Origin of the sequence: Sphingobium fluminis (genome assembly GCF_037723805.1) — a bacterium.
Lineage (GTDB): Bacteria > Pseudomonadota > Alphaproteobacteria > Sphingomonadales > Sphingomonadaceae > Sphingobium.
Genome location: NZ_JBBJUK010000006.1, coordinates 218,861 through 242,812 on the forward strand (window position 1 = coordinate 218,861; position 23,952 = coordinate 242,812).

General features: G+C 67.2%; 24 protein-coding genes. 21 read left to right on the top strand and 3 right to left on the bottom strand.

Translation table 11 applies throughout. The annotated features are described in order from the left end of the window. Positions 1–22 precede the first annotated feature (22 nt). The 16 genes from WG907_RS15725 to WG907_RS15800 all read left to right on the top strand — a co-directional run bounded on the left by WG907_RS15725 (position 23) and on the right by WG907_RS15800 (position 15,491). Positions 23–358 (top strand): DUF736 domain-containing protein, encoded by a 336-nt coding sequence (locus tag WG907_RS15725; protein ID WP_340234255.1) that lies wholly within the window; start codon positions 23–25, stop codon positions 356–358. 186 nt (positions 359–544) lie between these two features. Further along, positions 545–1,273 carry a lytic transglycosylase domain-containing protein gene (locus WG907_RS15730; RefSeq protein ID WP_340234257.1) on the top strand — a complete coding sequence of 243 codons (729 nt, stop codon included), beginning with the start codon at positions 545–547 and terminating at the stop codon, positions 1,271–1,273. Between the two features lie 238 nt (positions 1,274–1,511). Continuing rightward, a complete protein-coding gene (locus WG907_RS15735; protein WP_340234259.1) occupies positions 1,512–3,272 on the top strand; it encodes a relaxase/mobilization nuclease domain-containing protein in 1,761 nt (586 codons plus the stop codon). Between the two features lie 15 nt (positions 3,273–3,287). Continuing rightward, positions 3,288–5,261 carry a conjugal transfer protein TraG gene (locus WG907_RS15740; protein WP_340234260.1) on the top strand — a complete coding sequence of 658 codons (1,974 nt, stop codon included), beginning with the start codon at positions 3,288–3,290 and terminating at the stop codon, positions 5,259–5,261. A gap of 9 nt (positions 5,262–5,270) precedes the next feature. Continuing rightward, entirely contained in the window at positions 5,271–5,699 is a 429-nt protein-coding gene (locus tag WG907_RS15745) for a ribbon-helix-helix domain-containing protein (RefSeq protein ID WP_340234262.1), read from the top strand. A 173-nt stretch (positions 5,700–5,872) separates the two neighbouring features. Then, positions 5,873–6,859, top strand: a complete 987-nt coding sequence (gene trbB, locus WG907_RS15750; RefSeq protein WP_340234263.1) for a P-type conjugative transfer ATPase TrbB — start codon at positions 5,873–5,875, stop codon at positions 6,857–6,859. A gap of 53 nt (positions 6,860–6,912) precedes the next feature. After that, on the top strand, positions 6,913–7,221 hold the full coding sequence (locus WG907_RS15755) for a TrbC/VirB2 family type IV secretion system protein (protein ID WP_445326831.1): 309 nt from the start codon (positions 6,913–6,915) through the stop codon (positions 7,219–7,221). After that, positions 7,221–7,493: a VirB3 family type IV secretion system protein gene (locus WG907_RS15760; RefSeq protein ID WP_340234264.1), complete on the top strand. Its 273-nt coding sequence runs from the start codon at positions 7,221–7,223 to the stop codon at positions 7,491–7,493. The genes WG907_RS15755 and WG907_RS15760 overlap by 1 nt, the downstream gene beginning before the upstream one ends. Next, a complete protein-coding gene (gene trbE / locus WG907_RS15765; RefSeq protein ID WP_340234266.1) occupies positions 7,490–9,979 on the top strand; it encodes a conjugal transfer protein TrbE in 2,490 nt (829 codons plus the stop codon). The genes WG907_RS15760 and trbE overlap by 4 nt, the downstream gene beginning before the upstream one ends. After that, positions 9,976–10,734: a P-type conjugative transfer protein TrbJ gene (gene trbJ, locus WG907_RS15770; protein WP_340234268.1), complete on the top strand. Its 759-nt coding sequence runs from the start codon at positions 9,976–9,978 to the stop codon at positions 10,732–10,734. The genes trbE and trbJ overlap by 4 nt, the downstream gene beginning before the upstream one ends. Positions 10,735–10,738: 4 nt before the next feature. Continuing rightward, positions 10,739–11,041, top strand: a complete 303-nt coding sequence (gene trbK-alt, locus WG907_RS15775) for a putative entry exclusion protein TrbK-alt (protein ID WP_340234270.1) — start codon at positions 10,739–10,741, stop codon at positions 11,039–11,041. A gap of 1 nt (position 11,042) precedes the next feature. Further along, a complete protein-coding gene (gene trbL, locus WG907_RS15780; RefSeq protein ID WP_340234272.1) occupies positions 11,043–12,353 on the top strand; it encodes a P-type conjugative transfer protein TrbL in 1,311 nt (436 codons plus the stop codon). 3 nt (positions 12,354–12,356) lie between these two features. Then, the gene (trbF, locus tag WG907_RS15785) at positions 12,357–13,040 is read left to right on the top strand and encodes a conjugal transfer protein TrbF (protein ID WP_188083193.1); all 684 of its coding nucleotides are present in this window, start codon (positions 12,357–12,359) and stop codon (positions 13,038–13,040) included. Then, positions 13,037–14,053, top strand: a complete 1,017-nt coding sequence (trbG, locus tag WG907_RS15790; RefSeq protein WP_340234277.1) for a P-type conjugative transfer protein TrbG — start codon at positions 13,037–13,039, stop codon at positions 14,051–14,053. Before trbF ends, trbG begins: the two co-directional genes overlap by 4 nt. Then, positions 14,050–15,270, top strand: coding sequence for a TraB/TrbI/VirB10 family type IV secretion system protein (locus WG907_RS15795; protein WP_340234279.1), 1,221 nt, complete (start codon positions 14,050–14,052; stop codon positions 15,268–15,270). The genes trbG and WG907_RS15795 overlap by 4 nt, the downstream gene beginning before the upstream one ends. Then, on the top strand, positions 15,267–15,491 hold the full coding sequence (locus WG907_RS15800) for a DUF2274 domain-containing protein (protein WP_340234281.1): 225 nt from the start codon (positions 15,267–15,269) through the stop codon (positions 15,489–15,491). The genes WG907_RS15795 and WG907_RS15800 overlap by 4 nt, the downstream gene beginning before the upstream one ends. Before the next feature lie 13 nt (positions 15,492–15,504). Here the strand turns inward: WG907_RS15800 and WG907_RS15805 are convergent, their stop codons facing one another. From WG907_RS15805 to WG907_RS15815, 3 genes are read right to left on the bottom strand one after another with little or no spacing between them, the layout of a single operon-like run. Further along, a complete protein-coding gene (locus WG907_RS15805; protein WP_445326827.1) occupies positions 15,505–15,870 on the bottom strand; it encodes an EexN family lipoprotein in 366 nt (121 codons plus the stop codon). Next, positions 15,845–16,768, bottom strand: a complete 924-nt coding sequence (locus WG907_RS15810) for a LysR family transcriptional regulator (protein WP_340234283.1) — start codon at positions 16,766–16,768, stop codon at positions 15,845–15,847. The genes WG907_RS15805 and WG907_RS15810 overlap by 26 nt, the downstream gene beginning before the upstream one ends. 27 nt (positions 16,769–16,795) lie before the next feature. Then, on the bottom strand, positions 16,796–18,256 hold the full coding sequence (locus tag WG907_RS15815; protein WP_340234285.1) for an efflux transporter outer membrane subunit: 1,461 nt from the start codon (positions 18,254–18,256) through the stop codon (positions 16,796–16,798). Positions 18,257–18,349: 93 nt separating this feature from the next. Here WG907_RS15815 and WG907_RS15820 point away from each other — a divergent pair, with 93 nt between their 5' ends. The 5 genes from WG907_RS15820 (at position 18,350) to WG907_RS15840 (ending at position 23,844) form a co-directional block, all read left to right on the top strand. Continuing rightward, positions 18,350–18,967, top strand: coding sequence for a TetR/AcrR family transcriptional regulator (locus WG907_RS15820; protein ID WP_340234286.1), 618 nt, complete (start codon positions 18,350–18,352; stop codon positions 18,965–18,967). An 86-nt stretch (positions 18,968–19,053) separates the two neighbouring features. After that, a complete protein-coding gene (locus WG907_RS15825) occupies positions 19,054–20,127 on the top strand; it encodes an efflux RND transporter periplasmic adaptor subunit (protein ID WP_340234288.1) in 1,074 nt (357 codons plus the stop codon). Then, on the top strand, positions 20,124–23,258 hold the full coding sequence (locus WG907_RS15830; RefSeq protein WP_340234289.1) for an efflux RND transporter permease subunit: 3,135 nt from the start codon (positions 20,124–20,126) through the stop codon (positions 23,256–23,258). The genes WG907_RS15825 and WG907_RS15830 overlap by 4 nt, the downstream gene beginning before the upstream one ends. 38 nt (positions 23,259–23,296) lie before the next feature. Beyond that, the gene (locus WG907_RS15835; RefSeq protein WP_340234290.1) at positions 23,297–23,494 is read left to right on the top strand and encodes a hypothetical protein; all 198 of its coding nucleotides are present in this window, start codon (positions 23,297–23,299) and stop codon (positions 23,492–23,494) included. Then, positions 23,491–23,844: a winged helix-turn-helix transcriptional regulator gene (locus WG907_RS15840; protein WP_340234291.1), complete on the top strand. Its 354-nt coding sequence runs from the start codon at positions 23,491–23,493 to the stop codon at positions 23,842–23,844. The genes WG907_RS15835 and WG907_RS15840 overlap by 4 nt, the downstream gene beginning before the upstream one ends. The last annotated feature ends 108 nt before the right edge of the window (positions 23,845–23,952 follow it).

Sequence of the window (23,952 nt, forward strand, 5' to 3'; positions counted from 1 at the left end):
TGCCAACCGAAAGGACCATCACATGCAGATCGGCAGCTTCATCCGCACCGCCACCGGCTACGAAGGTATCATCGAGACGGCGACGCTCGACATCCGCATCTCCATCGTTCCGGCCGACCCGAGCGATGCCGACAAGGCGCCGGACTGGCGCGTCCACCGTGGCGACGACGGAGAAGGACCGGAGATCGGCGCCGGCTGGAACGAAAGCGGTGAGCGCGCCGGCGATTACGTCTCGCTGCGCATCGACGATCCCGCCTTTGCGCAGCCGATACGCGCCGCCTTGTTCCAGAGCGGCAATGACAGGTCGGCCTGGTCTCTGCGCTGGAACCGACAGCCGAAGTCGCGCGAGCAGGACTGAGCCCTGCGCTTCATCCTCATCCCTTTGTTCGCGGGAAGACCGCCTCATCCCTCCGTCCCGCTCGGTCGCAGGCCGGCCGGGGCGCGCAGCGAAGGTCAAGGGCGGCCAACGGCCGGCGCCACGCGCGCACCCTTTACCGCAGCGAGCACACTGGCAGGCTGGCGGCGGAGCGGAGTCGGATCGGCAGTGGCGCTTGCGATCGTGCTGCTGTTCGGTGGCGTTGCGCCAGAATCAGCGCTTGCGCAGGAAACGCCGGCCGCGCGATCGACAGCGGCTCATCCCTACGCTGTCTCTGTCGCGGATGCAGCACGGCGCTTCGGCATACCCGAAGCGTGGATTTGGGCGGTGATGCACGTCGAGAGCCGCGGCGTTTCGCGGGCGGTCTCGCCGGCCGGGGCGATGGGCTTGATGCAAGTCATGCCCGCGACCTGGGCCGGTCTTCGCGCTCGTTACCGTCTTGGTCCCGATCCGTTCGACGTGCGCGACAACATCATGGCGGGCGCGGCTTACCTGCGCGAGTTGCACGACCGCTACGGCAATGTGACCGCGATGCTAGCGGCCTACAATGCGGGACCTGGCCGCTACGACGACTTCGTGTCGCGCGGCCGTCCGCTGCCGCCCGAGACGGTCGGCTATCTCGCCCAGCTCGCGCCGAGCGTTGGGACAGCGGGTGCGACGGAGGTGGCGATCAGCGCTCCGCCCGATCCGTTCGCTTGGCGTCGCGCCGCGCTGTTCGTGCGCACGGCGAGCGCCGCATCAGATGCGGGTGGCGTGCAGGCGGGCGGCGCGTTCGATGCCACCGCATCGCCACCGGCGCAGATCGCAGCAGACGAGAAGACCACCGCCCCATCGTCGCCTATCAGGGAGGTGGACACGCTGTTCGTCCCCCGCGTCCGCGCGGGCCGACCGCAATGATCCGCCTGGCGTCCCCATCTTCCGTCCGAAGCAGCATTGTGGCTGGAGAAGGAGAAAACGGCAGTGACAGACGAGGGCAAGATATAAGGCGCGCCCCGTTTCGCCGAAAAGCCAAGGCTTTTCCGTGGCTTCACGCGGGGGCGTCGGTCGTCGAGCGTGCCGCTCGGAAGAGAAAGGCCAGCAATTTCAACGCTTCGAATGGCACCAACGGCTATTTCGTGCGGAAAGCGGCCCGGCCATGAGCAAGGAGCGCGAGTTCCGCGTCCGGCCGGGCAAGGCGAAGCGCAGCAAGGCGCAGGGGCGCAACGCGCGTGGCCTGGTCGCGGAGGTTCTGCGGGTCGCCGCGCTCCATAGTGGAGGCCGGCGTAGCGGCGTGAGCGGGTCGCGCCGACAGGGCCAGTCGAACTTCGGCCGAGGCCGCACGGCGTTCGCCCGTAGCCGCCTGTTCGGATCGGGCCGGCGGGTGATGGTCAAGGCGCTCCCCGTCAGCCATCGCAGTCGCGGCGGACGGCGCATGGCGCCGCTGTCCGCGCACGTCGCCTATTTGAAGCGCGAGGGCGTCACACGCGACGGTTCGCCGACGCGGATGTTTGATGCGGCCGGAGACCGTGCCGACGAGCGCGGCTTCACCGAGCGATGCCGGGACGACCGGCATCATTTCCGCATCATCGTCTCGCCCGAGGACGCGGCCGAGCTGACCGATCTGCGCGAATACACCCGCGATCTCGTGCGCCAGATGGAAGCGGATCTCGGAACGCGCCTGGATTGGATCGCGGTGGACCATTGGAACACCGACAATCCGCACGTCCATCTGCTCGTGCGCGGCGTCACCGACCAAGGCGCCGATCTCGTCATGGCGCGCGACTATATCAGCCACGGGCTGCGCTCCCATGCCGAGGAACTGGCGCAGGCCGAACTCGGGCCGAAGCCCGAACATGAAGTCCAGCTCGCCCTGGACCGTGAGGTGACGGCCGAGCGATGGACGCGGCTCGATACCGAGATCGGCCGCGCCGCCGGCGAGTTGGGCGTGATCGACCTGCGCCCCGATCGGCCCGGCCCGGACGATCCGCGGCTCCGCCGGTTGATGGTCGGTCGGTTGCAGCACCTGGAGACGATGGGTCTCGCGGCCGAGGGCGAACCGGGTCAATGGGCGGTCGCGGAGGGCGCGGCGGGAAAGCTGCGCGAGCTGGCCGCGCGCGGCGACATCATCCGCACGATCGGCCGAGCGCTAAACGATCGCGGCGACGACCGTCCGCTCGATAGCTACGCCATCGTGAGTGGCGCGCCCGTGAAGCCGATCGCCGGCCGGCTGATCGACAAGGGTCTGCACGACGAGCTGACCGGCACGGCCTATGCGGTGATCGACGGGACGGACGGTCGCACGCACCATGTCCGGCTGCCCGGCATCGAGGCACTGGAGCATAGCCCGGCCCTCGGCGGCATCGTCGAGCTGCGGGGCGTGGGAAGGCCCGGCGAGGAGAAGCCGATGCTGATCCTCGCCACGCGATCCGACCTTGACCTCGCCGCGCAGGTCAAGGCACCCGGCGCGACCTGGCTAGACCATCGCCTGATCGAGCGCGGCGCCAGCGTCGCGGACGGCGGGTTCGGCGCGGAGGTGCGACGTGCGATGGACGCGCGCACCGATCATCTCGTCAGCGAGGGGCTGGCGCGTCGTTTCGGCGAGCGCACCGTGTTCGAGCGCGGAATGCTCGACACGCTTCGGAAGCGCGAACTGGACTCCGTTGGCGCGAAGATCGCCGGCGAGACCGGGCTTGCATACCGCCCGGCGGCGGCCGGCGAGAAGGTCGCCGGCATCGTTCGTCAGCGCCTCGCGCTCGCGTCCGGCCGTTTCGCCATGATCGACGATGGCCTGGGTTTCCAGCTCGTTCCCTGGGCCAGCACCCTCGAACAGCAACTCGGCCGCCAGGTGTCCGGCGTGGTCCGCGCCGGCGGTGGCATCGACTGGACGCTCGGCCGCAAGCGCGGGCTCGGCATCTGACTCAGGAGAAAACCCATGTCCGCGACCAAGATCTTATGGGGCCAGGTCATCACCGTGTTTCTGATCGTGCTCGCCGGTGTGTGGGGCGCAACGCAGTGGACCGCCGCCGCGCTCGGCTACCAACCCCAGCTTGGCCCGCCCTGGTTCATGCTCGGCGAGTGGCGGGTCTATCCGCCGCCGGCCTTCTTCTGGTGGTGGTTCAGCTTCGACGCCTACGCACCGCGCATGTTCCTCACAGGCGCCTATATCGCCGCGTCCGGCGGGTTCGCGTCGATCGCCGCGGCCATTGGCATGTCGGTGTGGCGCGCACGCGAGCTGAAGAACGCCGAGACCTACGGTTCGGCGCGCTGGGCGAGCGAGCGGGAGGTGCGTGCGGCCGGGCTGCTTGGGCCGAACGGCGTGGTGCTCGGTAAGCTCGCCCGCGACTATCTCCGCCACGATGGCCCCGAGCATGTGCTGTGCTTCGCACCGACACGGAGCGGCAAGGGTGTCGGTCTGGTCGTGCCGTCGCTGCTCACCTGGCCGGCCTCGGCGATCGTCCACGACATTAAGGGCGAGAACTGGACACTCACCGCGGGCTTTCGCGCGCGGCACGGCCGCGTGCTCTTGTTCGATCCGACCAACGCCGCGTCGGCGGCCTACAACCCTTTGCTGGAGGTGCGGCGCGGCCAATGGGAAGTGCGCGACGTGCAGAATGTCGCGGACGTGCTGGTCGATCCCGAGGGCTCCCTGGAGCGTCGCAATCATTGGGAGAAAACCTCCCACTCGCTGCTGGTCGGCGCGATCCTTCACGTCCTCTATGCCGAGCCGGACAAGACCTTGGCCGGCGTTGCGGGTTTCCTGTCTGATCCCGGCCGGACGATCGAGCAGACGCTGGCCGCGATGATGGCGACGCCGCACCTCGGCGACGCCGGCGTGCATCCCGTTGTGGCCTCGGCCGCGCGCGAGCTGCTGAACAAGTCGGATAGCGAACGATCGGGTGTGCTCTCGACAGCCATGTCGTTCCTCGGTCTCTATCGCGATCCCGTCGTCGCGCAGGTCACGCGGGCCTGCCAGTGGCGCATATCGGATCTGGTCGAGAGCGAGCGGCCGGCGACGCTCTATCTGGTCGTGCCGCCCAGCGACATCTCGCGAACCAAGCCCCTGATCCGACTCATCCTCAACCAGATCGGGCGCCGGCTGACTGAGGAGCTGACCCCGAAGGGCAACCGCCATCGCGTGCTCTTGATGCTCGACGAGTTTCCGGCGCTGGGCCGGCTCGACTTCTTCGAGTCCGCCTTGGCGTTCATGGCGGGCTATGGGCTCAAGGCGTTCCTGATCGCGCAGTCTCTCAATCAGATCGAGAAGGCTTACGGCCCGAACAACGCCATCCTCGACAACTGCCATGTGCGCGTGTCGTTCGCTACCAACGACGAACGCACCGCCAAGCGCGTGTCCGACGCGCTCGGCACTGCCACCGAGATGCGGGCAATGAAGAATTATGCCGGGCATCGCCTCTCGCCCTGGCTCGGGCATTTGATGGTGTCGCGGTCCGAGACCGCCCGCCAGCTCCTCACCCCCGGCGAAGTGATGCAGCTCCCGCCCGACGACGAGATCGTCATGGTGGCGGGCGTCCATCCGATCCGCGCGAAGAAGGCGCGCTACTTTCAGGACCAGCGCTTGTCCGAGCGGATCATGCAGGCGCCAGTGTCCGCGGCCGTCGCGATCCGTCCCGACGATTGGACCGGGCGGCGGGCGGCCGCCGATCCGAAGCAGGTCACGCGCATTGTCCGCGATGCGGAAGATGCGGCCAATGGTGGGCTGCGCCGTGAGCCGGAGCTGCCCGAGCATGTCGCCATCGTGCCGGAAACTCCGGCGCCTGCGGCGCAGGAATTTTCGATCGTCGACGACGAGCAGGACGACGCGGCCCGGCAGGCGGCCGTGCGCCGCCGGATGCAAGGCATTGCGCGTCAGGCGTCGCTAGATCCGGGTGACGGCATCGAATTGTAGGAGGCCGCCATGCGGACCCGGCTCAACGTCTACTTCCCGCCCGCGCTTGCCAAGCAAGTTGACGAGCTGGCGATCAGGCGGCGCATATCACGCTCGGCGATCGTGGAGGCTGCCGTGGCGTCTTACCTGTCGCCGGATGGCGCCGACCGGATGGAGGCCGCATTCGCGAGGCGGCTCGACCGCCTGTCGCGCCAAGTCCAGCGGCTTGAGCGCAACACCGGCCTGACCACCGAGGCACTGAGTCTGTTTGTCCGGTTCTGGCTGTCCGTGACCCCGCCACTCCCCGACGAGGATCAGGCGGCGGCGCAGGTCAAAGGCCGCAAGCGCTACGAAGGATTTATTGAAACGCTCGGCCGGCGCTTTGCCAGCGGCAAGACTCTCATGGACGAAATACCGGAGGATGTCTGGCCGCGGTCAACATCGTCCGAGTCGGAGTAGAAATTAGCGGGTCGACCTTGATGTAGTCTGCAAGCGAATTCGCCCCGGCACCGTATCTACCGCCCCCTCTACTACGCCGATAACTAGCTATTGCGACGTGAGCATTCCTGCGTCTCTTGATGTGCCCCTGATGCCGGGCGGCGGTTCGCCCGGCCCGATCCAGGGGCCGATCATTGACCGTCCAGCCGATCCGATCCGAGGCGAAGTCACGCGGCGCACGGATGCTGCGCACCGCACTCGGGCCGTCGATCGCAGCCTGGCTCGACGACCCCGCCGTCATCGAAGTTATGCTCAACCCGGACGGCCGGCTTTGGCTCGATCGGCTCGGCGAGGGAATTAGCGACACCGGCGAGCTGCTGCCCGCCGCTGACGGCGAACGCATCGTCCGGCTGGTCGCACACCATGTCGGTGTCGAGGTTCACGCTCGCAGCCCCCGCGTTTCTGCCGAGTTGCCGGAAGGCGGCGAGCGGTTCGAGGGATTGCTGCCGCCCGTCGTCGCGGCGCCGGCCTTCGCCATACGGAAGCCCGCCGTCGCCGTGTTCACGCTCGACGACTATGCGCGGGGCGGCATCATGTCGGCGGCCAATGCCGAGGCGCTGCGCCTCGGCGTCGAAAGCCGCGCCAACATCCTCGTCGCAGGCGGCACGGGTGCCGGCAAGACCACGCTGGTCAACGCCCTCCTGGCGGAAGTCGCCAAGACAACCGACCGCATCGTCCTGATCGAAGACACGCGCGAGCTGCAATGCGCCGCACCGAACCTCGTCGCCATGCGGACCAAGGACGGCGTGGTGTCCCTCGCCGAACTGGTCCGCTCATCGCTACGCCTGCGCCCCGACCGCATCCCCATCGGCGAGGTACGCGGCGCCGAGGCGCTCGACCTCATCAAAGCCTGGGGCACCGGCCATCCCGGCGGCGTCGGCACGATCCACGCCGGCACCGCGCTCGGCGCGCTCCGCCGCATGGAGCAGCTCATCCAGGAGGCCGTCGTCACGGTCCCGCGCGCGCTGATCGCCGAGACCATCGACCTGATCGCCGTGCTGGTCCGCGATGCGCACGGACGCCGGCTGACCGAGTTGGCCCGCGTCGACGGGCTCGACCCCGCGACCGGCGACTACCGCCTCGCCCCGCTCATCCCCCCCAAGCCCGGAGATCTGCCATGACGAAGGACATCAAGCCTATCAGCGCTACGAAGCGCCGCCTGCTCGGCGGCACCATGCTCGACCGCATGGGCCACGCCGCGATCACCGCCGCCGGCCTGCTCTACGCGATGCCCGCCCATGCGGGCGGGTCATCCATGCCGTGGGAAGCCCCGCTTCAGTCGATCCTCGAAAGCATCGAGGGGCCGGTAGCGAAGATCATCGCGGTCATCATCATCATCGTCACGGGCCTGACGCTTGCGTTCGGCGACACGTCGGGCGGCTCGCGCCGCTTGATCCAGATCGTGTTCGGCCTGTCGATCGCGTTTGCGGCCAGTTCGTTCTTCCTCAGCTTCTTCAGCTTCGGCGGCGGGGCGCTGGTCTGATGTCGGACGGGGCCGAGCCTATCCCTGGCTATTTCGCGCCGGTCCACCGGGCGCTGACCGAGCCGATCCTGCTCGGCGGCGCCCCACGGTCGCTTGCCATCGTCAACGGCACGCTGGCTGGCGCGATCGGGCTCGGCCTTCGCCTTTGGATCGCGGGCCTGGTCATCTGGGTGCTCGGCCATGCGCTGTCCGTCTGGGCCGCGCGCCGCGACCCGCAATTCGTAGACGTGGCCCGGCGTCACCTCCGTTACCCGACATGGATGCGGCCATGATGAGTTTGCGAGAATATCGCAGCAAAGCTGCGCACCTTGCCGACTTCCTGCCCTGGGCCGCGCTGGTCGGCGAAGGCGTGGTGCTGAACAAGGACGGCAGCTTCCAGCGCACCGCGCGCTTCCGCGGCCCCGATCTCGACAGCGCCACTCCGGCCGAACTGGTGGCGACCACCGCGCGGCTAAACAATTCGCTGCGCCGTCTGGGCTCCGGCTGGGCGATCTTCGTCGAGGCGCAGCGCACGCCCGCGCTCGACTACCCGGACGCTGAGTTTCCCGATCCCGTGTCAGCGCTGGTCGACATGGAGCGCCGCGAACAGTTCCGCGAGGAAGGGACGCACTTCGAGAGCGCCTATTATCTGACGCTGCTGTGGATGCCGCCCGCCGAAGAAGCGGCGCGTGCCGAAGGCTGGCTCTATGAGGGCCGGTCCACCACGGGCGTCGATCCGTGGGAACTGCTCAAGGGCTTCACCGATCGCAGCGACCGGGTTCTCAATCTGGTCGAGGGCTTCGTGCCGGAAGTTCGCTGGCTCGACGATGCCGAGACACTGACCTATTTGCACAGCACGGTTTCCACGCGGCGCCAGCGTGTGCGCGTCCCGGAAATCCCGATGCACCTGGACGCGCTGCTCGCCGACGAGCCGCTGACCGGCGGGCTAGAGCCCCGTCTGGGAAACCATCATCTGCGCACGCTTACCATAGTCGGTTTCCCGAGCGTGACGTTCCCCGGCCTGCTCGACGAGTTGAACCGGCTCGCCTTCGAGTATCGCTGGTCAACCCGCGCCGTCATGCTCGACAAGACCGACGCGACCAAGCTGCTCGCGCGCATTCGCCGCCAGTGGTTCGCCAAGCGCAAGTCCATCGCGGCCATCCTCAAGGAGGTGATGACCAACGAGGCGTCGACGCTGCTCGACAGCGACGCCTCGAACAAGGCTGCCGACGCCGACCTGGCCCTGCAGGAGCTGGGCGCCGACTATGCCGGCATGGCCTACGTCACCGCGACGGTGACGGTATGGGACCTTGATCCGGCCATCGCCGCCGAGAAGCTGCGGCTGGTCGAGAAGGTCATTCAGGGCCGCGACTTCACCGTCATCCCCGAGGGCATGAACGCGATCGAGGCTTGGCTGGGGAGTCTCCCCGGACACACCTACGCCAACGTCCGCCAACCCCCGATTTCCACCATCAATCTCGCCCACCTGATCCCCCTGTCAGCAGTATGGGCGGGGCCGGAACGGGACGAGCATTTCGGCGCTCCACCCTTGCTTTACGGCAAGACTGAAGGCTCGACCCCGTTCCGGTTTTCCCTTCATGTCGGCGATGTCGGTCATACGCTGATCGTCGGGCCGACCGGCGCGGGCAAGTCCGTCCTGCTCGCGCTCATGGCGATGCAGTTCCGCCGCTACGAGAACAGCCAGGTCTTTGCCTTCGATTTCGGTGGCAGCATCCGCGCCGCCGCGATCGGCATGGGCGGTGACTGGCAGGATCTCGGGCATAGTCTCTACGACGGCGCGGCGGCGACGGTGTTTCTCCAACCGTTGGCGCGGATCGACGATCCGGCCGAGCGAAGCTGGGCGGCCGAATGGCTGGCCGCGATCCTTGCCGGCGAGGGCGTGACGATCGACCCGCAGGCCAAGGAGCATGTGTGGTCGGCGCTCGGATCACTCGCCAGCGCACCGCCCGCCGAACGCACGCTCACCGGCCTCGCCGTGCTGCTCCAGTCGCAAGAATTGAAGCAGGCGCTTGCGCCCTATTGCATCGGCGGCCCGTGGGGGCAGTTGCTCGACGCTGAGTTCGAGCGTCTCGGCGAGGCGTCGGTGCAGGCGTTCGAGACCGAGGGGCTGGTTGGCGCGGGCTCGGCGGCCGCTGTCCTGTCCTACCTGTTTCACCGGATCGAAGGCCGGCTGGATGGCTCGCCCACGCTCATCATCATCGACGAGGGCTGGCTTGTCCTCGACAGCCCAGACTTCGCCGCGCAGCTCCGCGAATGGCTCAAAACCTTGCGGAAGAAGAACGCCAGCGTCGTGTTCGCAACCCAGAGCCTGGCCGACATCGAGACCAGCAGCATCGCGCCCGCCATCATCGAAAGCTGTCCGACGCGCATCTTTCTTCCGAACGAGCGCGCGGCCGAGCCGCAGATCGCGGCCATCTATGAGCAGTTCGGGCTCAATGCTCGCCAGATCGAGATACTGAGCCGAGCGACACCGAAGCGCGATTATTACTGCCAGAGCCGGCGCGGCAACCGTCTCTTCGAGCTTGGGCTGGGAGAGGTCGCGCTGGCGTTCGCCGCCGCTTCCGCCAAAACCGACCAGCTCACTATCGCTGACATCACCGAGGCGCGGGGCCAGGCCGGCTTTGCGGCCGAGTGGCTGCGGCGCCGCGGCTGCGCCTGGGCAGTCGAGCTTCTTCCCGAACCCCAACCCGACCCGCTGGCCGGTCGCCGGGAAGATGCCGGCCAGCTTTCCCCAGCCTTGAAGGATATCGAACCATGAAGCCCTGCATCCTGCGCCGTGCCGTGCTGGCCGGCGCCATCGCCACGTCGAGCATGATCGGCATCACCGCCGCGACGCCGGCCCACGCCCAGTTCGGCGGCATCGTCTACGACCCGACCAACTATGCGCAGAACGTGCTGACGGCCGCCCGGTCGCTCCAGCAGATCAACAACCAGATTCAGCAAATCCAGAACCAGGCGACGAGCCTCGTCAACGAGGCGCGCAATCTGACCTCGCTGCCGTTCAGCTCGCTCCAGCAGTTGCAGCAGCAGGTGCAGCGCACCCAGCAGCTTCTCGGGGAGGCGCAGCGGATCGCCTACGACGTGCAGAACGTCCAGCAGGTGTTCAACGGCCGCTACAAGGGCGCGGCGCTCACCGGCACCCACGCGCAGATGGTCGCCAACGCTAACGCGCGCTGGGAGGATAGCGTCGGCGCGTTCGAGGACGCGCTGCGCGTTCAGGCCGGCGTCGTCGGCAATATCGACGGCACGCGCACGACGATGGACGGCCTGGTCAGGTCCAGTCAGTCCGCGACCGGCGCGCTTCAAGCCGCGCAGGCGGGCAATCAGCTTCTCGCGCTGCAATCGCAGCAGCTCGCCGACCTGACGGCGCTGCTCGCCGCGCAGGGCCGAGCGCAGGCGCTGGATTCGGCGCGCAATGCGGCGGTCGAGGCCGAAAGCCGCGAACGGCTCCGTCGCTTCCTGACGCGATCAACCGGCTACCAGCCGGGCAACGCAAGCATGTTCCACGACTGAGCCGATGGACACCAAGCTCCTCGCGCGCATCGGCGCCGTCATCTTCATCGCCATCGCCATCACGATAACGGCGATCGAGATGAGCCGTCCGCCCGAACCCCCGCGCGCGGAGCCGTCGGCCGTCGTCGAGACATCGGCGACGGACCCACTGCTGATCGAACTGCGCCGATGCCAGTCGATCGGTGCGGCCGGGGCGAGCGACCCCGACTGCCTGCGCGCCTGGGCCGAGAACCGTCGCCGGTTCCTCGCGCCGGGTGCGCACCCCGCCGCCCGCATCAGCGACGACGCTGCCGCACAGGAGAACTGACATGGGCGGCACCGGCGTCGTCGATCGCTTTCTGGATGTCTTCACCCGCTATATCGACAGCGGATTCGGCCTGCTCGGCGGCGAGGTGGCGTTCATCGCCACCACCCTGATCGTCATCGACGTGACGCTGGCCGCGCTGTTCTGGACCTGGGGCGAAGGCGACGACATCATCGCCCGTCTCGTCAAGAAGACCCTGTTCGTCGGCGTCTTCGCCTACATCATCGGCAACTGGAACAGCCTGGCGCGGATCGTCTTCGAGAGCTTCGCCGGCCTTGGCCTGAAAGCGTCAGGCACCGGCTTCACCGCCGCCGAGCTGCTCCAGCCAGGCCGGGTCGCCCAAGTCGGTCTGGACGCGGGCCAGCCGATCTTAGAATCCATTTCCGACTTGATGGGCTGGGTGTCGTTCTTCGAAAACTTCATCCAGATCGCGGTGCTGCTGTTTGCCTGGGTGTTGGTCATCCTCGCCTTCTTCATCCTGTCGATTCAGCTCTTCATCACGCTGATCGAGTTCAAGCTGGCGACGCTCTGCGGCTTCGTCCTCTTGCCCTTCGGCCTGTTCGGCAAGACCGCTTTCATGGCCGAGCGCGTGCTGGGGCTGGTGATCTCGTCGGGCATCAAGGTGCTGGTGCTCGCGGTCATCGTCGGCATCGGCTCGACATTGTTCGACGAGTTTCGCGCCGGCTTCGGCGGCGCGCAGCCGAGCATCGAAGATGCGATGGCCGTCGCGCTCGCGTCGCTCTGTCTTCTCGGCCTTGGCATCTTCGGCCCGTCGATCGCCAATGGCATCGTGTCGGGCGGCCCGGCGCTTGGCGCAGGGGCCGCAGCGGGAACCGTGCTCGCGGCTGGCGGCGCGCTTGTCGGTGGCGCCGCTGCCGCCCGCCTCGGCGCCGGCGCGGCGGCGGGCGCGGTCGGCGGCGCCGCGCGAGGCGCAGCCTTCACATCTGGCGCGGCCAACAGCGCCTATGCGCTCGGTTCGGCCGGCAAGTCCGGCGCGGCCGCAGTCGCTGGCGGCGCAGGCGGCGTCGGCCAAGCCGCCGTCGGCGCAGCCATGTCGCCGCTCCGCAAGGCGGCAGCCTCGCTCAAGGACAGCTACCGTTCCGGCGGACGTGCGGCCGTCACCGCGACGGGCGGGACCATTTCAGGCGGCAGTTCCACGCCGTCCCCGGACGCGCCGGCCGGCGCACCCGCTTGGGCGTCCGCGATGAAGAACCGCCAGACGATGACCCACGGTGCGACCATCGCCGCCCACACGCTGCGCTCCGGCGACGGCGGGGGCAGCGGCGCTTCCGTCGACACCAGCCAGAAGGATTGATCCATGTTCAAGCGACCGACCATCCGCTACGGCCAGACGCCCGAGCCGGCCACACCTTACCAGCGCGCGGCGCAGGCATGGGATGACCGCATCGGCTCGGCGCGCGTGCAGGCGAAGAATTGGCGGCTCGCCTTCTTCGGGACGCTCGCGCTTTCGGGCGGTCTGGCCGGCGGCCTCGTCTGGCAATCGACGCGCGGTCATATCGTCCCGTGGGTCGTGCAGGTCGATCGGCTGGGCGAAGCCCAGGCGGTCGCGCCGGCCGAGGCCGGCTACCGCCCGACCGATCCGCAGGTCGCATTCCATCTCGCCCGCTTCATCGAGCAGGTCCGCGCGATCCCGGCCGATCCAGTCATCGTCCGTCAGAACTGGCTCAGGGCATACGACTTCACGACCGATCGCGGCGCGCTCGCGCTCAATGACTATGCGCGCGCCAACGACCCGTTCGCCAATGTCGGGCGGGTGCAGGTCGCGGTGGAAGTATCGAGCGTCATCCGCGCCTCACCCGACAGCTTCCGCGTCGCCTGGATCGAGCGCCGCTATCAGGACGGCAGCCTTGCCGCCACCGAACGCTGGTCCGCGATCCTCACCATCGTCGTCCAGCCGCCGCGCACGCCCGACGCCCTGCGCAAGAACCCGCTCGGCGTCTTCGTCAATGCCCTCAACTGGTCGAAGGAGCTGTCGCAATGACCGGCATACCCATCCGCCGCGCGGCCACGGCCGCGCTGTTCGTCTCCGTATCCACGCTCGCCGGCTGCGCCACCACTTCGGCCAGGCCACCCGTGATCGCTCTGGACGATCCGCCCCCGGCGATCATGGCGACGCCCGCTGCCGAGCCACCCCGCGCGGTCGAGATCGTCACGATTCCCGAGCCGTTGCCGCTGCCCGGCCAATTGAAGCCGGTGACGGAAAGCACGCGACCGCCAGAGCCCACCGATCCGCGCCGCCGAGTCGGCGACGCAAACGACGCTGCGCGCATCCAGCCGGTGAGCGACGGCTTCCTCAACGCCATCCAGCAATATCCTTGGACCGAAGGCGCGCTCTATCAAGTCTACACCGCGCCCGGCCAGATTACGGACATCGCCTTGCAGGAAGGCGAGCAGCTCGTGGGGCCGGGGCCGGTCGCGGCCGGCGACACGGTGCGGTGGATCATCGGCGACACGGTGAGCGGCAGCGGCGCGACCGCGCGCGTCCATATTCTCGTCAAGCCCACCCGGCCCGACCTCGCCACCAATCTCGTCATCAACACCGCCCGGCGCACCTACCATCTGGAGCTGCGCGCCACGCCCGCGACCTACATGGCGTCCGTGTCCTGGACCTATCCGCAGGACCAGCTCGTCGCCTTGCAAGGCCGCAACGCGGCGGCTGCTGCCGCTGCGCCGGCCGCGACCGGCGTGGACGTGACGGCGCTCAATTTCCGCTACCGGATCGAAGGCGACCGCGTGCCGTGGACGCCAACCCGTGCGTTCGACGACGGACGCCAGGTCTTCATCGAGTTTCCGGCCGGGATCTCGCAGGGCGAGATGCCGCCGCTGTTCGTGACCAGCGCGCGCGGTGACGCCGAGCTGGTCAATTACCGCGTGCAGGGCCGCTACATGGTGGTCGATCGCCTGTTCGCCGCCGCCGAGCTGCGCCTGGGCGATCGGCGCACCGAGCAGCGCGTCCGCATCGTGCGCGACGACGGACGGAGGGCGCGGCCGTGACCGATAGCCACGATCCGTCCGTCGAGGATCGGCCCGCCTCGCAGTCGGCGCGCCCTGATCCGGCTGCGTTCCAGCTTCGCGGCGATCCACCCCGCGTCATGCGGCTCTCCCGTAAGGCGCTCGCCGTCGTCGGCGTCGCCGCCGGTCTCGGCATAGGTGGTTCGCTGATCTACGCGCTACGCCCGCCGGGCGATCGGGCCGCGCAGGAACTCTACAACACCGACAGCCGGGCAACTGCCGAGACCATCACGTCCGGCCCGCGCGACTATGCGCAGGCGCCCCGGCTCGGCCCGCCGCTGCCCGGCGACCTGGGCCGCCCGATCGTGTCGGCACAACAGCGCGGCGAGGACGTTCCCGTGCCGCCAATCGGCGCGCAGCCCGGCCCGCCTGATCCGCGCGCGCAGGCGGCGGTGGCGGCCCGGCAGCGCGCCGCTCAGGAGCGCGATGCGGCCCGCACCAGCTCGGTCTTCCTCGGCAGCGGCGGCGCGCGTGCGGGTGCGGAGCCCATCTCGACGCCCGTCTTGCCGGCGCCGTCCGGGCAGGAGCCAGCGCAACAAGCGGCGCAAGGCGACCAGGCCGGCAAGCGCGCTTTCATGGCGCAGGCGTCCAACCAGCGCACAGTCAGCGTTGAGCGGCTGACGGCGCCGGCATCGCCCAACATCGTGCAGGCCGGCAGCATCATCCCGGCTGCGCTCATCACCGGCGTCCGTTCCGACCTGCCCGGCCAGATCGCCGCCCAGGTGACGGCCAACGTCTATGACAGCCCGACCGGGCGCATCCTGCTCATTCCGCAGGGCGCGCGGCTGATCGGCGAGTATGACAGCGAGATCGCTGCGGGGCAGACCCGCGTACTGCTCGCCTGGGATCGGCTCATCATGCCCGACGGGCGCTCGATCGTTCTCGAGCGCCAGCCCGGCGAGGACGGAGCCGGATTCGCGGGCCTACAGGATCGCGTGAACCAGCATTGGGGCAACCTGCTCAGGGCAGCCGCCGTCTCGACACTGCTCGGGGTTGGGACCGAGCTGGGTGCGGACAGCGAGGACGACCTGACCCGCGCCCTGCGGCGTGGCTCGCAGGACACCATCAACCAGACCGGCCAGCAGATCGTGCGGCGGCAGCTCAACGTGCAGCCGACGCTCACCATCCGGCCAGGCCATCCGCTGCGCGTGGTTCTCACCCGCGACCTTGTGCTCGAACCGATCGGAGCAACCCGATGACGAAATTGAAGCTGGGGCCGCTGGCCGACGATCGGCCTGTCAAACTGACTGTCGAACTGCCCGCCGCTGTCCACCGCGATCTTGTCGCCTACGCCACCGCGCTCGCGGGCGAAACGGGCGGGGAGGCCGTCTCCCCCGAGAAACTCGTCTCGCCAATGTTGGCAAAGTTCATGGCAAGCGATCGGGGGTTTTCACGGCGTCGGGGGGCTGCGAAGGACTGAGCCTGCGGGCTGGTCAGTTACCTAAGAACCGCTTGCGGCGCTCTTGGGCCTCAACCTTGATTATCGCTTCCTCGGCAGTAGCGCATTCGCCACCCCGCACCGAGCCGTCGCGACATCCGGCCACGACCTGTCGCGCCTCGTCGATATGCGCGACGAAATATTGCGTGCCACGCACCTCGCTCGACATTGGAGCCGCAGGCGGCGCAATAGCGATAGCGTCGGCTTTTTGCGTTGGCGCAATCACCGGCCGCAGGATGAATCCACCTGCGAAACCAACGACCAAGGTGACGAGCACGATGATGATTGTCTTGCCTTGCCACATGGCGGTAACTCCAAGAATTTGACGGCCTAATTTATTGAAATCTATCTGATAAATCAAAAGACAGCGCATATCGCGACTTGATGAACCCAAGGAAACGCCGGAGTGCTGGATTGTCGTTGTTGTCGCGCCAACAGCCCGAATAGCCAGTGAGCGCAGGTCCCTGTTCGCCGTGGATCGGCCGATAGACGACATCGGGATAGCGCGCTCCCATCGAACCTTCACAGACAATACTCACACCCGAACCGCTGCCGAGAGTGCTGAGTACCGTTTCACGGCTGGTCTGGGACATCCGGACGTTCGGCCTTCCGCCCGAGATCGGCAGCCTGCCAAGCAGTATGTCGCGTATCTCTGGTCCGGGATCAGCCGTAGGCAACAAAAAGTGCTCGCCCCGAAGATCCGTCCAATGGACTAGGTCGCGTTCCGCCAGGGGATGCGACGCGGGCAGCGCAGTAAGCATCCGCTCGCTCCACAGCGGCTCGCAGCGAAACCCGTCATGACTGACTGTTCCCATCAGGATTGCAATGTCGATCTCTCCGCAGTCTAGACCGGCGATCAGAACGCTGCGGTCAGCTTCGACACATTCGACATCGACGTCTGGATGCGAATCGCGCCAACTCATAAGCGTTGCCCGCAGGTTGCCGGCAGAGATTGGGCTGTTATGGCCGAGCCTCAACCCGCCGGCGCGGCCCTGCCCGGCGGCTCGCATCATCGCCAAGAGTTTGTCCGCAGTGGCGATCATTGGTCGGGCGCCTCGCAGAAAGGCATTGCCCGCCAGAGTCGTCGTGACACCCGCACGCGATCGCTCGAAGATCGGCATCCCGATCGCGCGCTCCAATTTTAGGATGTGACGACTGAGGGTAGACTGTTCAACATCAAGCACGCGAGCGGCGCGATAGAAGCTGCCGTGATCCGCCGCTGCGACGGCATAGCGAAGTTGGCGGATGTCAAAGGGCACCTTCGTTCGCGATCTTGCAAAGTTTGGTCAGTTCGTCACGGGCACCGAATCCCATCCGCCGCCCAGCGCTCGAAATGACGCGATGGCCCCGCGCGCGGCGGCAGCGCGTGCCTGAATCACACCATCCCGCGTCTCGAATAGGCGGCGGTCAGCGTCGAGCACTTCGATCAGGCTGGCGACGCCGCCCTTGTAAGCGGCGAAGGACGCACTGCGCGCACGGGTCAATGAGACCTCGCCTTGTGCGAGTGTTGCGGACCGCGCTTCCTGTTGGACCAGCGTGGAGAACGCATCCTCGACGTCTTGCGAGGCGCGCAGCACCGTCAGGCGATAGGCCGCTAAGGCTTCGGCATTCCGGCCCTTCGCCACCTTGATCTCGGCATCGACGCGGCCAAAATCAAACAGGCGCCAGCGCAATCCCAGCACGCCATTGGCCTGCGTCGCATTGCCGGTGAAGAGACCGCCTGCAGCGGTTGTCGCCGTACCAAGCAGGCCGCTGAGCGAGATTTTGGGATAATATTCAGAGACCGCGACCCCGATCCGGGCGTTCGAGGCCGCGAGCGTCCGTTCCGCCGCGATGATATCGGGCCGGCGTCGCAGCAGCGCCGCTGGCCCACCCGCCGTCGAAACCGCGGGGGCGAGCGGTATCGGGGAAAGCTGCGCCAGCTCCGATCTTGTCGTGCCGGGCTGAACGCCGAGCAGCACGTCGAGCGCGTTCATCGCGATGTCGAGTTCGTTCTGCAGTGCCGGGATCGCGGCGCGCACCTGCGCCAGCGCGCCCTCGGCCTGGCGAACCTGAAGCTCGGCCGCGACCCCCTTGCGATATTGAAGCGCGATCAGGTCGACCAGTTTTTGCTGCGTGTCCGCTTGCGCGCGCGCGACTTCGAGCCGCGCCTGCAGTGTGCGGATCGCGATATAGGTGTCGGCGGTCTGCGCCGCGACTGTCAGGCGTGCGGCGACGGCTGCGGCCGCAGACGCCTGCCAGTCCGCGCGCGCGGCGTCGCGCGCCGCGTCGCGCCCGCCGAAGAGGTCCAGTTCCCAGCTCGCGCCGAGGCTGAGGTCATAGGTTTCTGTCGAGCGCTCAAATTGCGGGAAGGCGCTCCCGATCCGTCCGATCGGCGTTTCGAGCGACTGGTAGGTCTCGCCGGCTTGGCCGGTGACCTGGCCGGAGGGAAGCAGCGCGGCATTGGCATTCTTCAGGGCGGCGCGCGCCTGTACGACACGCGCGCTCGCCTGTTGCAGATCAAGATTCTGGGCCAGGGCACGCTCGACGAGGCTGGTCAACAGCGGGTCGTCGAACGCCCGCCACCAACTAATGAGATCGACCTCCGCCGGTGCCGCGCTCGATCCTGCCGTCCGCTCATCGACGGCCGCGGCGCCGACGAAAGCGGGCGGCGCGTCGGATGAAGGGGCTACATAGCGCGGGCCGGCAGCGCAGCCGCCAAGGAGGGTGATCGCCGCTCCCAGCGCTGCGGATCGTGTATATCGCATGGTCGAGCCTTGATTGACATGGATTCGCTCTATGACCATTGGCCGTTATGGTCACTGTTTGTCAATCGGGGCTTGAGCGATTATGGAGTGAGTATGACCAAGTCCTCCACACAATCCGCGCCAGCCCGCGGGCCCGCTGAACATAATGTGCGCGACCAGATCGTGGAGGCCGCTAAGGAATGCTTCGCGCATTATGGCTACGGCAAGACGACGGTAGCCGACCTTGCGCGCGAGATCGGCTTTTCCAAAGCCTATATCTACCGCTTCTTCGAATCGAAGCAGGCGATCGGCGAGGCCATCTGTAGTGCGCGGCTGAACCAGATCATCGCGGACGTCCGCAGCACGATCGACGAAGGCGGCAGCGCGACCGACCGCCTGCGCCGCATGTTCAAGACCGTTACGACCCTGAGCGTCGCCTTGTTTTTCGACGATCGCAAGATATTCGAGATCGCCGCGCTCTCTGCGGCGGAGCAATGGGCCTCGACGCATACCTATGCCGATGCGCTCAGAGCCATGCTCCTCGAAATCATCCGGGACGGGCGCGAAAGCGGAGAATTCGAGCGCAAGACGCCGCTCGATGAGGTCTGCCGGTCGATCTACTACGCCATGACCCCCTTCATCGACCCGTTGCACCTGGAGCGCAATCTGGACCTGCTGCCCGACGCACAGAGCGAGGTGACGGCGCTCGTTTTGCGCAGCCTCGCGCCCTAAGAGAAACGCTGCTCTCGCTCTATGACCTATTGACAAATCGGTCACATGACAACAATCGGTTCCTCATTGCATTGGAGGAATCGTGCGTGTCCCACCGCTACTGCCACATGGCCATGGGCGTGCCCGCCCTGCTCTCGATCGCGCTGGCCGGCTGCCAGCGCGCGGAAACAGATCCCAGAACCCAGCCGCCGCTGGTCCGGGTCGCGACGCCGGCGCTCGCCAACGGAGCCACCCGGGAATTTACCGGGATCGTTGCCGCCCGGGTGCAGAGCGACCTTGGCTTTCGCGTCGGTGGCAAAGTCATCGAGCGCCTGGTCAATGCCGGTGAAGTGGTCCGTCGTGGCCAACCCCTGATGCGGATCGACGCCACGGATCTGGCGCTGGCGACCCGCGCCACGCTTGGCACCGTCGAAGCGGCGCGCGCGCGGGCGGAGCAGACGGCGGCCGACGAGAAGCGTTTCCGAGATCTTGTGGGCGCAGGGGCGGTCTCCGCCTCCGCCTATGACCAGGCGAAGGCTGCGGCCGACGCGGCTCGTGCGCAATTGCGAGCTGCTGAGGCGCAGGCCAGCGTCGCGCGCAACGAGACAAACTATGGCGTCCTCCTCGCGGACGCCGACGGCACCGTCGTTGAGACGCTGGCAGAACCCGGACAAGTGGTCGCCGCCGGCCAGACCGTCGTGCGCTTAGCGCGCTCAGGGCCGCGCGAAGCACTGGTCCAGTTGCCCGAGACGATACGTCCGCCTCTGGGATCACGCGCCGGTGCGCGGACCTACGAAGGGGGAACAGGCGAGGCGACGCTGCGCCAGCTCTCCGACTCGGCTAACCCGGCATCACGGACGTTCGAGGCCCGCTATGTGCTCGCTGGCGCGGTTGCACGCGCGCCGCTCGGCTCTACGGTAACGGTCGCCCTGGCGCAGCCGGGTGACGCCGTGGCGACGGAGGTGCCCCTCAGCGCCCTGCGCGACATGGGCCGCGGCCCTGGCGTGTGGGTGATCAGCGGCGGCGCGCAACCGACCGTCACTTGGCGCCCGGTGCGGGTGTCCGCCGTCGGAGAGGAGACCGCGACCGTCACATCGGGTCTCAAATCCGGCGACCGGTTCGTGGCGATGGGCGCGCATATGCTGCATCAGGGCCAGCAGGTCCGGGTGGCGGCGCGATGAGCAGCGAGACCAAGGACCAGAAGGAACCGGGTCGGTTCAACCTCTCCGCGTTGGCGGTGCGCGAGCGCTCGGTCACGCTGTTCTTCTTAATCGCGATCATCCTTACGGGCACGGTCGCGTTCCTCAATCTCGGCCGCGCCGAGGACCCCAGTTTCACGATTAAGGTCATGACGGTCGTAACCGCCTGGCCCGGCGCCAGCGCGCAGGAAATGCAGGATCAGGTTGCCGAGCCACTTGAGAAGCGGCTGCAGGAGCTGCGCTGGTATGATCGCAGCGAGACGTTCACGCGCCCCGGCCTCGCCTTCACCACGCTGACGCTGCGCGACACGACGCCGCCTGCCGCTGTGCAGGGCGAGTTCTATCAGGCGCGCAAGAAAATGTCGGATGAAGCGCCCAATCTTCCGCGCGGCGCGGTCGGCCCCTTCGTCAATGACGAATATGGCGACGTCACGTTCGCGCTCTATGCGCTCAAGGCCAAGGGCCAGCCGCAGCGGCTGCTCGCGCGCGAGGCCGAGACGCTGCGCCAGCGCTTGCTGCACGTGCCCGGCGTCAACAAGATCAACATCGTCGGCGAGCGCCCCGAACGCATCTATGTAGAATTTTCCCAGGAGCGCCTGGCGACATTGGGGGTCTCGCCGCGCGATATTTTCGCTGCGCTCGCCGCGCAGAACATGATCACGCCGGCAGGCTCAATCGAGACCAAGGGGCAGCAGGTCGTCGTGCGGCTCGACGGAGCGTTCGATGATCTCTCGAAGATCCGCGACTTGCCGATCGTGGTCAACGGCACGACGCTGCGCCTATCTGAGATCGCCAAGGTCGCGCGCGGCTATGAAGATCCCGCGACCTTCCTCGTGCGCAGCCAGGGTGAACCCGCGCTGTTGCTCGGCGTCATCATGCGCGAGGGATGGAACGGCCTCGATCTGGGGAAGTCGCTCAAGGATGAGGTGGCGAAGATCGCCGAAGAGCTGCCGCTTGGCATGACGCTCACCCCGGTCACCGACCAGTCGGTCAACATCAGCGAAGCCGTCAACCAGTTCATGCACACCTTCCTCGAAGCACTGGCGATCGTGATGATCGTCAGTCTCGTGAGCCTTGGCTGGCGCGTCGGCATCGTCGTTGCCGCCGCAGTGCCGCTGACGCTGGCGGTGGTGCTCGTCATCATGTGGGCGACCGGCCGCGTGCTCGACCGCATCACGCTGGGCGCGCTCATCCTCGCGCTTGGCCTGCTGGTCGATGACGCGATCATCGCGATCGAGATGATGGTGGTGAAAATGGAGGAAGGCTATGACCGTATCCGCGCGTCGGCCTATGCCTGGAGCCATACCGCCTCGCCGATGCTGGCGGGCACGCTGGTGACGGTGATCGGGCTGATGCCGGTCGGCTTCGCCCAGTCGACCGCGGGCGAATATGCCGGCAACATCTTCTGGGTTGTCGGCTTTGCGCTGATCGCCTCCTGGTTCGTTGCGGTGATCTTCACCCCCTATATGGGGGTCAAGTTGCTGCCCAAGATCAAGCCGGTCGAGGGCGGACATGCCGCGATCTACCGCACGCCGCGCTATGAGAGGGTCCGCAGCGTGATCGCCTGGTCGGTGCGGCGTAAGAGGCTGGTCGCGCTGGCGACATTGGGCGCGTTCCTCGTCTCTGGCGCTGGCATGGCGCTGGTCAAAAAACAGTTCTTCCCCGCATCCGACCGACCCGAGGTGCTGGTCGAGGTGCAGATGCCGAAGGGCACGGCAATCGCCAGCACAAGCAAGGCGGCGCAAGAGGTCGAGACATGGCTACGCAAGCAGCCCGAAGCGAAGATCGTGACCACCTATGTCGGTCAGGGTGCGCCGCGCTTCTTCATGTCGCTCTCACCCGAACTGCCCGATCCATCCTTCGCCAAGATTATCGTCTTGACTGCCGATGAAGCATCGCGGGATGCCCTGAAAGTGCGCCTGCGCCAGGCCGCCGCCGATGGTCTCGCGCCGGAGGCGCGGGTCCGCGCGACGCAGCTCGTCTTCGGTCCCTATTCGCCCTTCCCGGTCGCGTTCCGCGTCAGCGGTCCCGATATCGCAACCGTGCGTGGCATTGCTGCCCGGGTTCAGGATGTCATGCAGGCCGATCCGACAATGCGCACCGTCAACGCCGATTGGGGCGACCGTGCGCCGGCGCTGCATTTCGTGCTGGATCAGGATCGGTTGCGGGCGCTGGGCCTGACCTCCGGCGACGTTGCAGAACAGCTTCAGTTCCTTTTGACCGGCGCCACCGTCAGCCAGGCCCGTGAAGACATTCGCACGGTCGATGTCGTCGCCCGTTCGCATGGCGGCGCCCGGCTCGATCCGGCGCGGATCGGCGATTATATGCTGACCGGCGCCCATGGCGAGCGCGTACCCGTCAGCCAAATTGGCAAACTCGAGGTGCGGATGGAAGATCCCATCTTGCACCGCCGCGACCGGCTGACGACGATCACGGTGCGCGGCGACATCGCCAACGGGCTGCAACCGCCCGACGTCTCGACCGCGATCCTCAAGAAGCTGCAGCCGATCATCAAGACCCTGCCTTCGGGCTACAAAATCGACATGGCGGGGTCGATCGAGGAAGCAGGCAAAGCCAATGCCGCACTGGCGCCTATTTTCCCAATCATGTTCGTCCTGATGATGATCGTCATCATCCTGCAGGTGCGTAGCCTGTCAGCGATGGCGATCGTGCTCCTCACGGCGCCGCTGGGGCTCATCGGCGTCGTCCCCACTTTGCTGGTAACGGGGCAGCCCTTCGGCTTCAACGCGATCCTCGGGTTGATCGCATTGGCCGGCATCCTGATGCGCAACACGCTGATCCTGATCGGCCAGATCCACGACCATGAAAAGGACGGCATGGCGCCCTATCACGCCGTCGTTGAGGCGACGGTGCAACGCTCGCGCCCAGTGATCCTGACCGCATTGGCGGCGGTGCTGGCGTTCGTACCGCTCATCAGCTCGGTCTTCTGGGGCTCGATGGCGGTGACGCTGATCGGCGGCACGCTGGGCGGTACGATCCTGACGCTCGTGTTCCTGCCCGCGCTCTATGCCCTGTGGTTCAAGATCAAGCCGCCGGCCAGCGAGGAAGCCTCACCCCCAACGCAGCACCGCGGCGCCCCGGCGACGGCTTAGCGGAGCGGCCAGACCGACGATCCAAGAGGAGACTTGCGATGCCTGTGTTGGAACGCCTGACCCTGCAATGGACGCGCTTCGTGCGGTTCCTTGAGGCGCTTGCTTATGCCGCGGAATATGATCCGCGGGAGGCCGATCGCGCACGCCTGGCATGGGTCGAAGACCGTCTGGCGTCGATCGAGCAGCAACTTCGCGCCCGCGACACGGAGGTCCTGAGCGAGGCAGGATCGCCGTGACGACGCCGCAGACGCCACCCGACAATCCGCCGGCGGTTGCCGATGCGATCCTGTCCGCGAAGTGGAGTCTGCAGATCCTGCGCGCACTGTTGCACGGGCCTGCGCGCTTTTCCGGGATCAGGGCGTCCATCCCCGCCATCTCGGCCAATATTCTGGCCGGACGACTGCGCACTCTTGAAGAGGCCGGGATCATCCACCGCACCACGCTGCCGCCCCCTGCCGACTGCCAGGTCTACGCCCTCACCGACCTTGGCGCGGCCGTCCGCCCGGTGCTGCGGGCGATCGACCTTTGGGGATCGCTTTTCCCGCGCGGGCAAGCGCAGCCAGGTGATGGCGAGCCGCAGCGTTGAGGAAAAGGGTGCTGCGCGCCAAACATCCCCTCGAAATCCAACGGGCTCCGGGAAAAACCTCCCTCTCTATCGGTATGGAAAATCACATTGCATTACGACCATAATTAT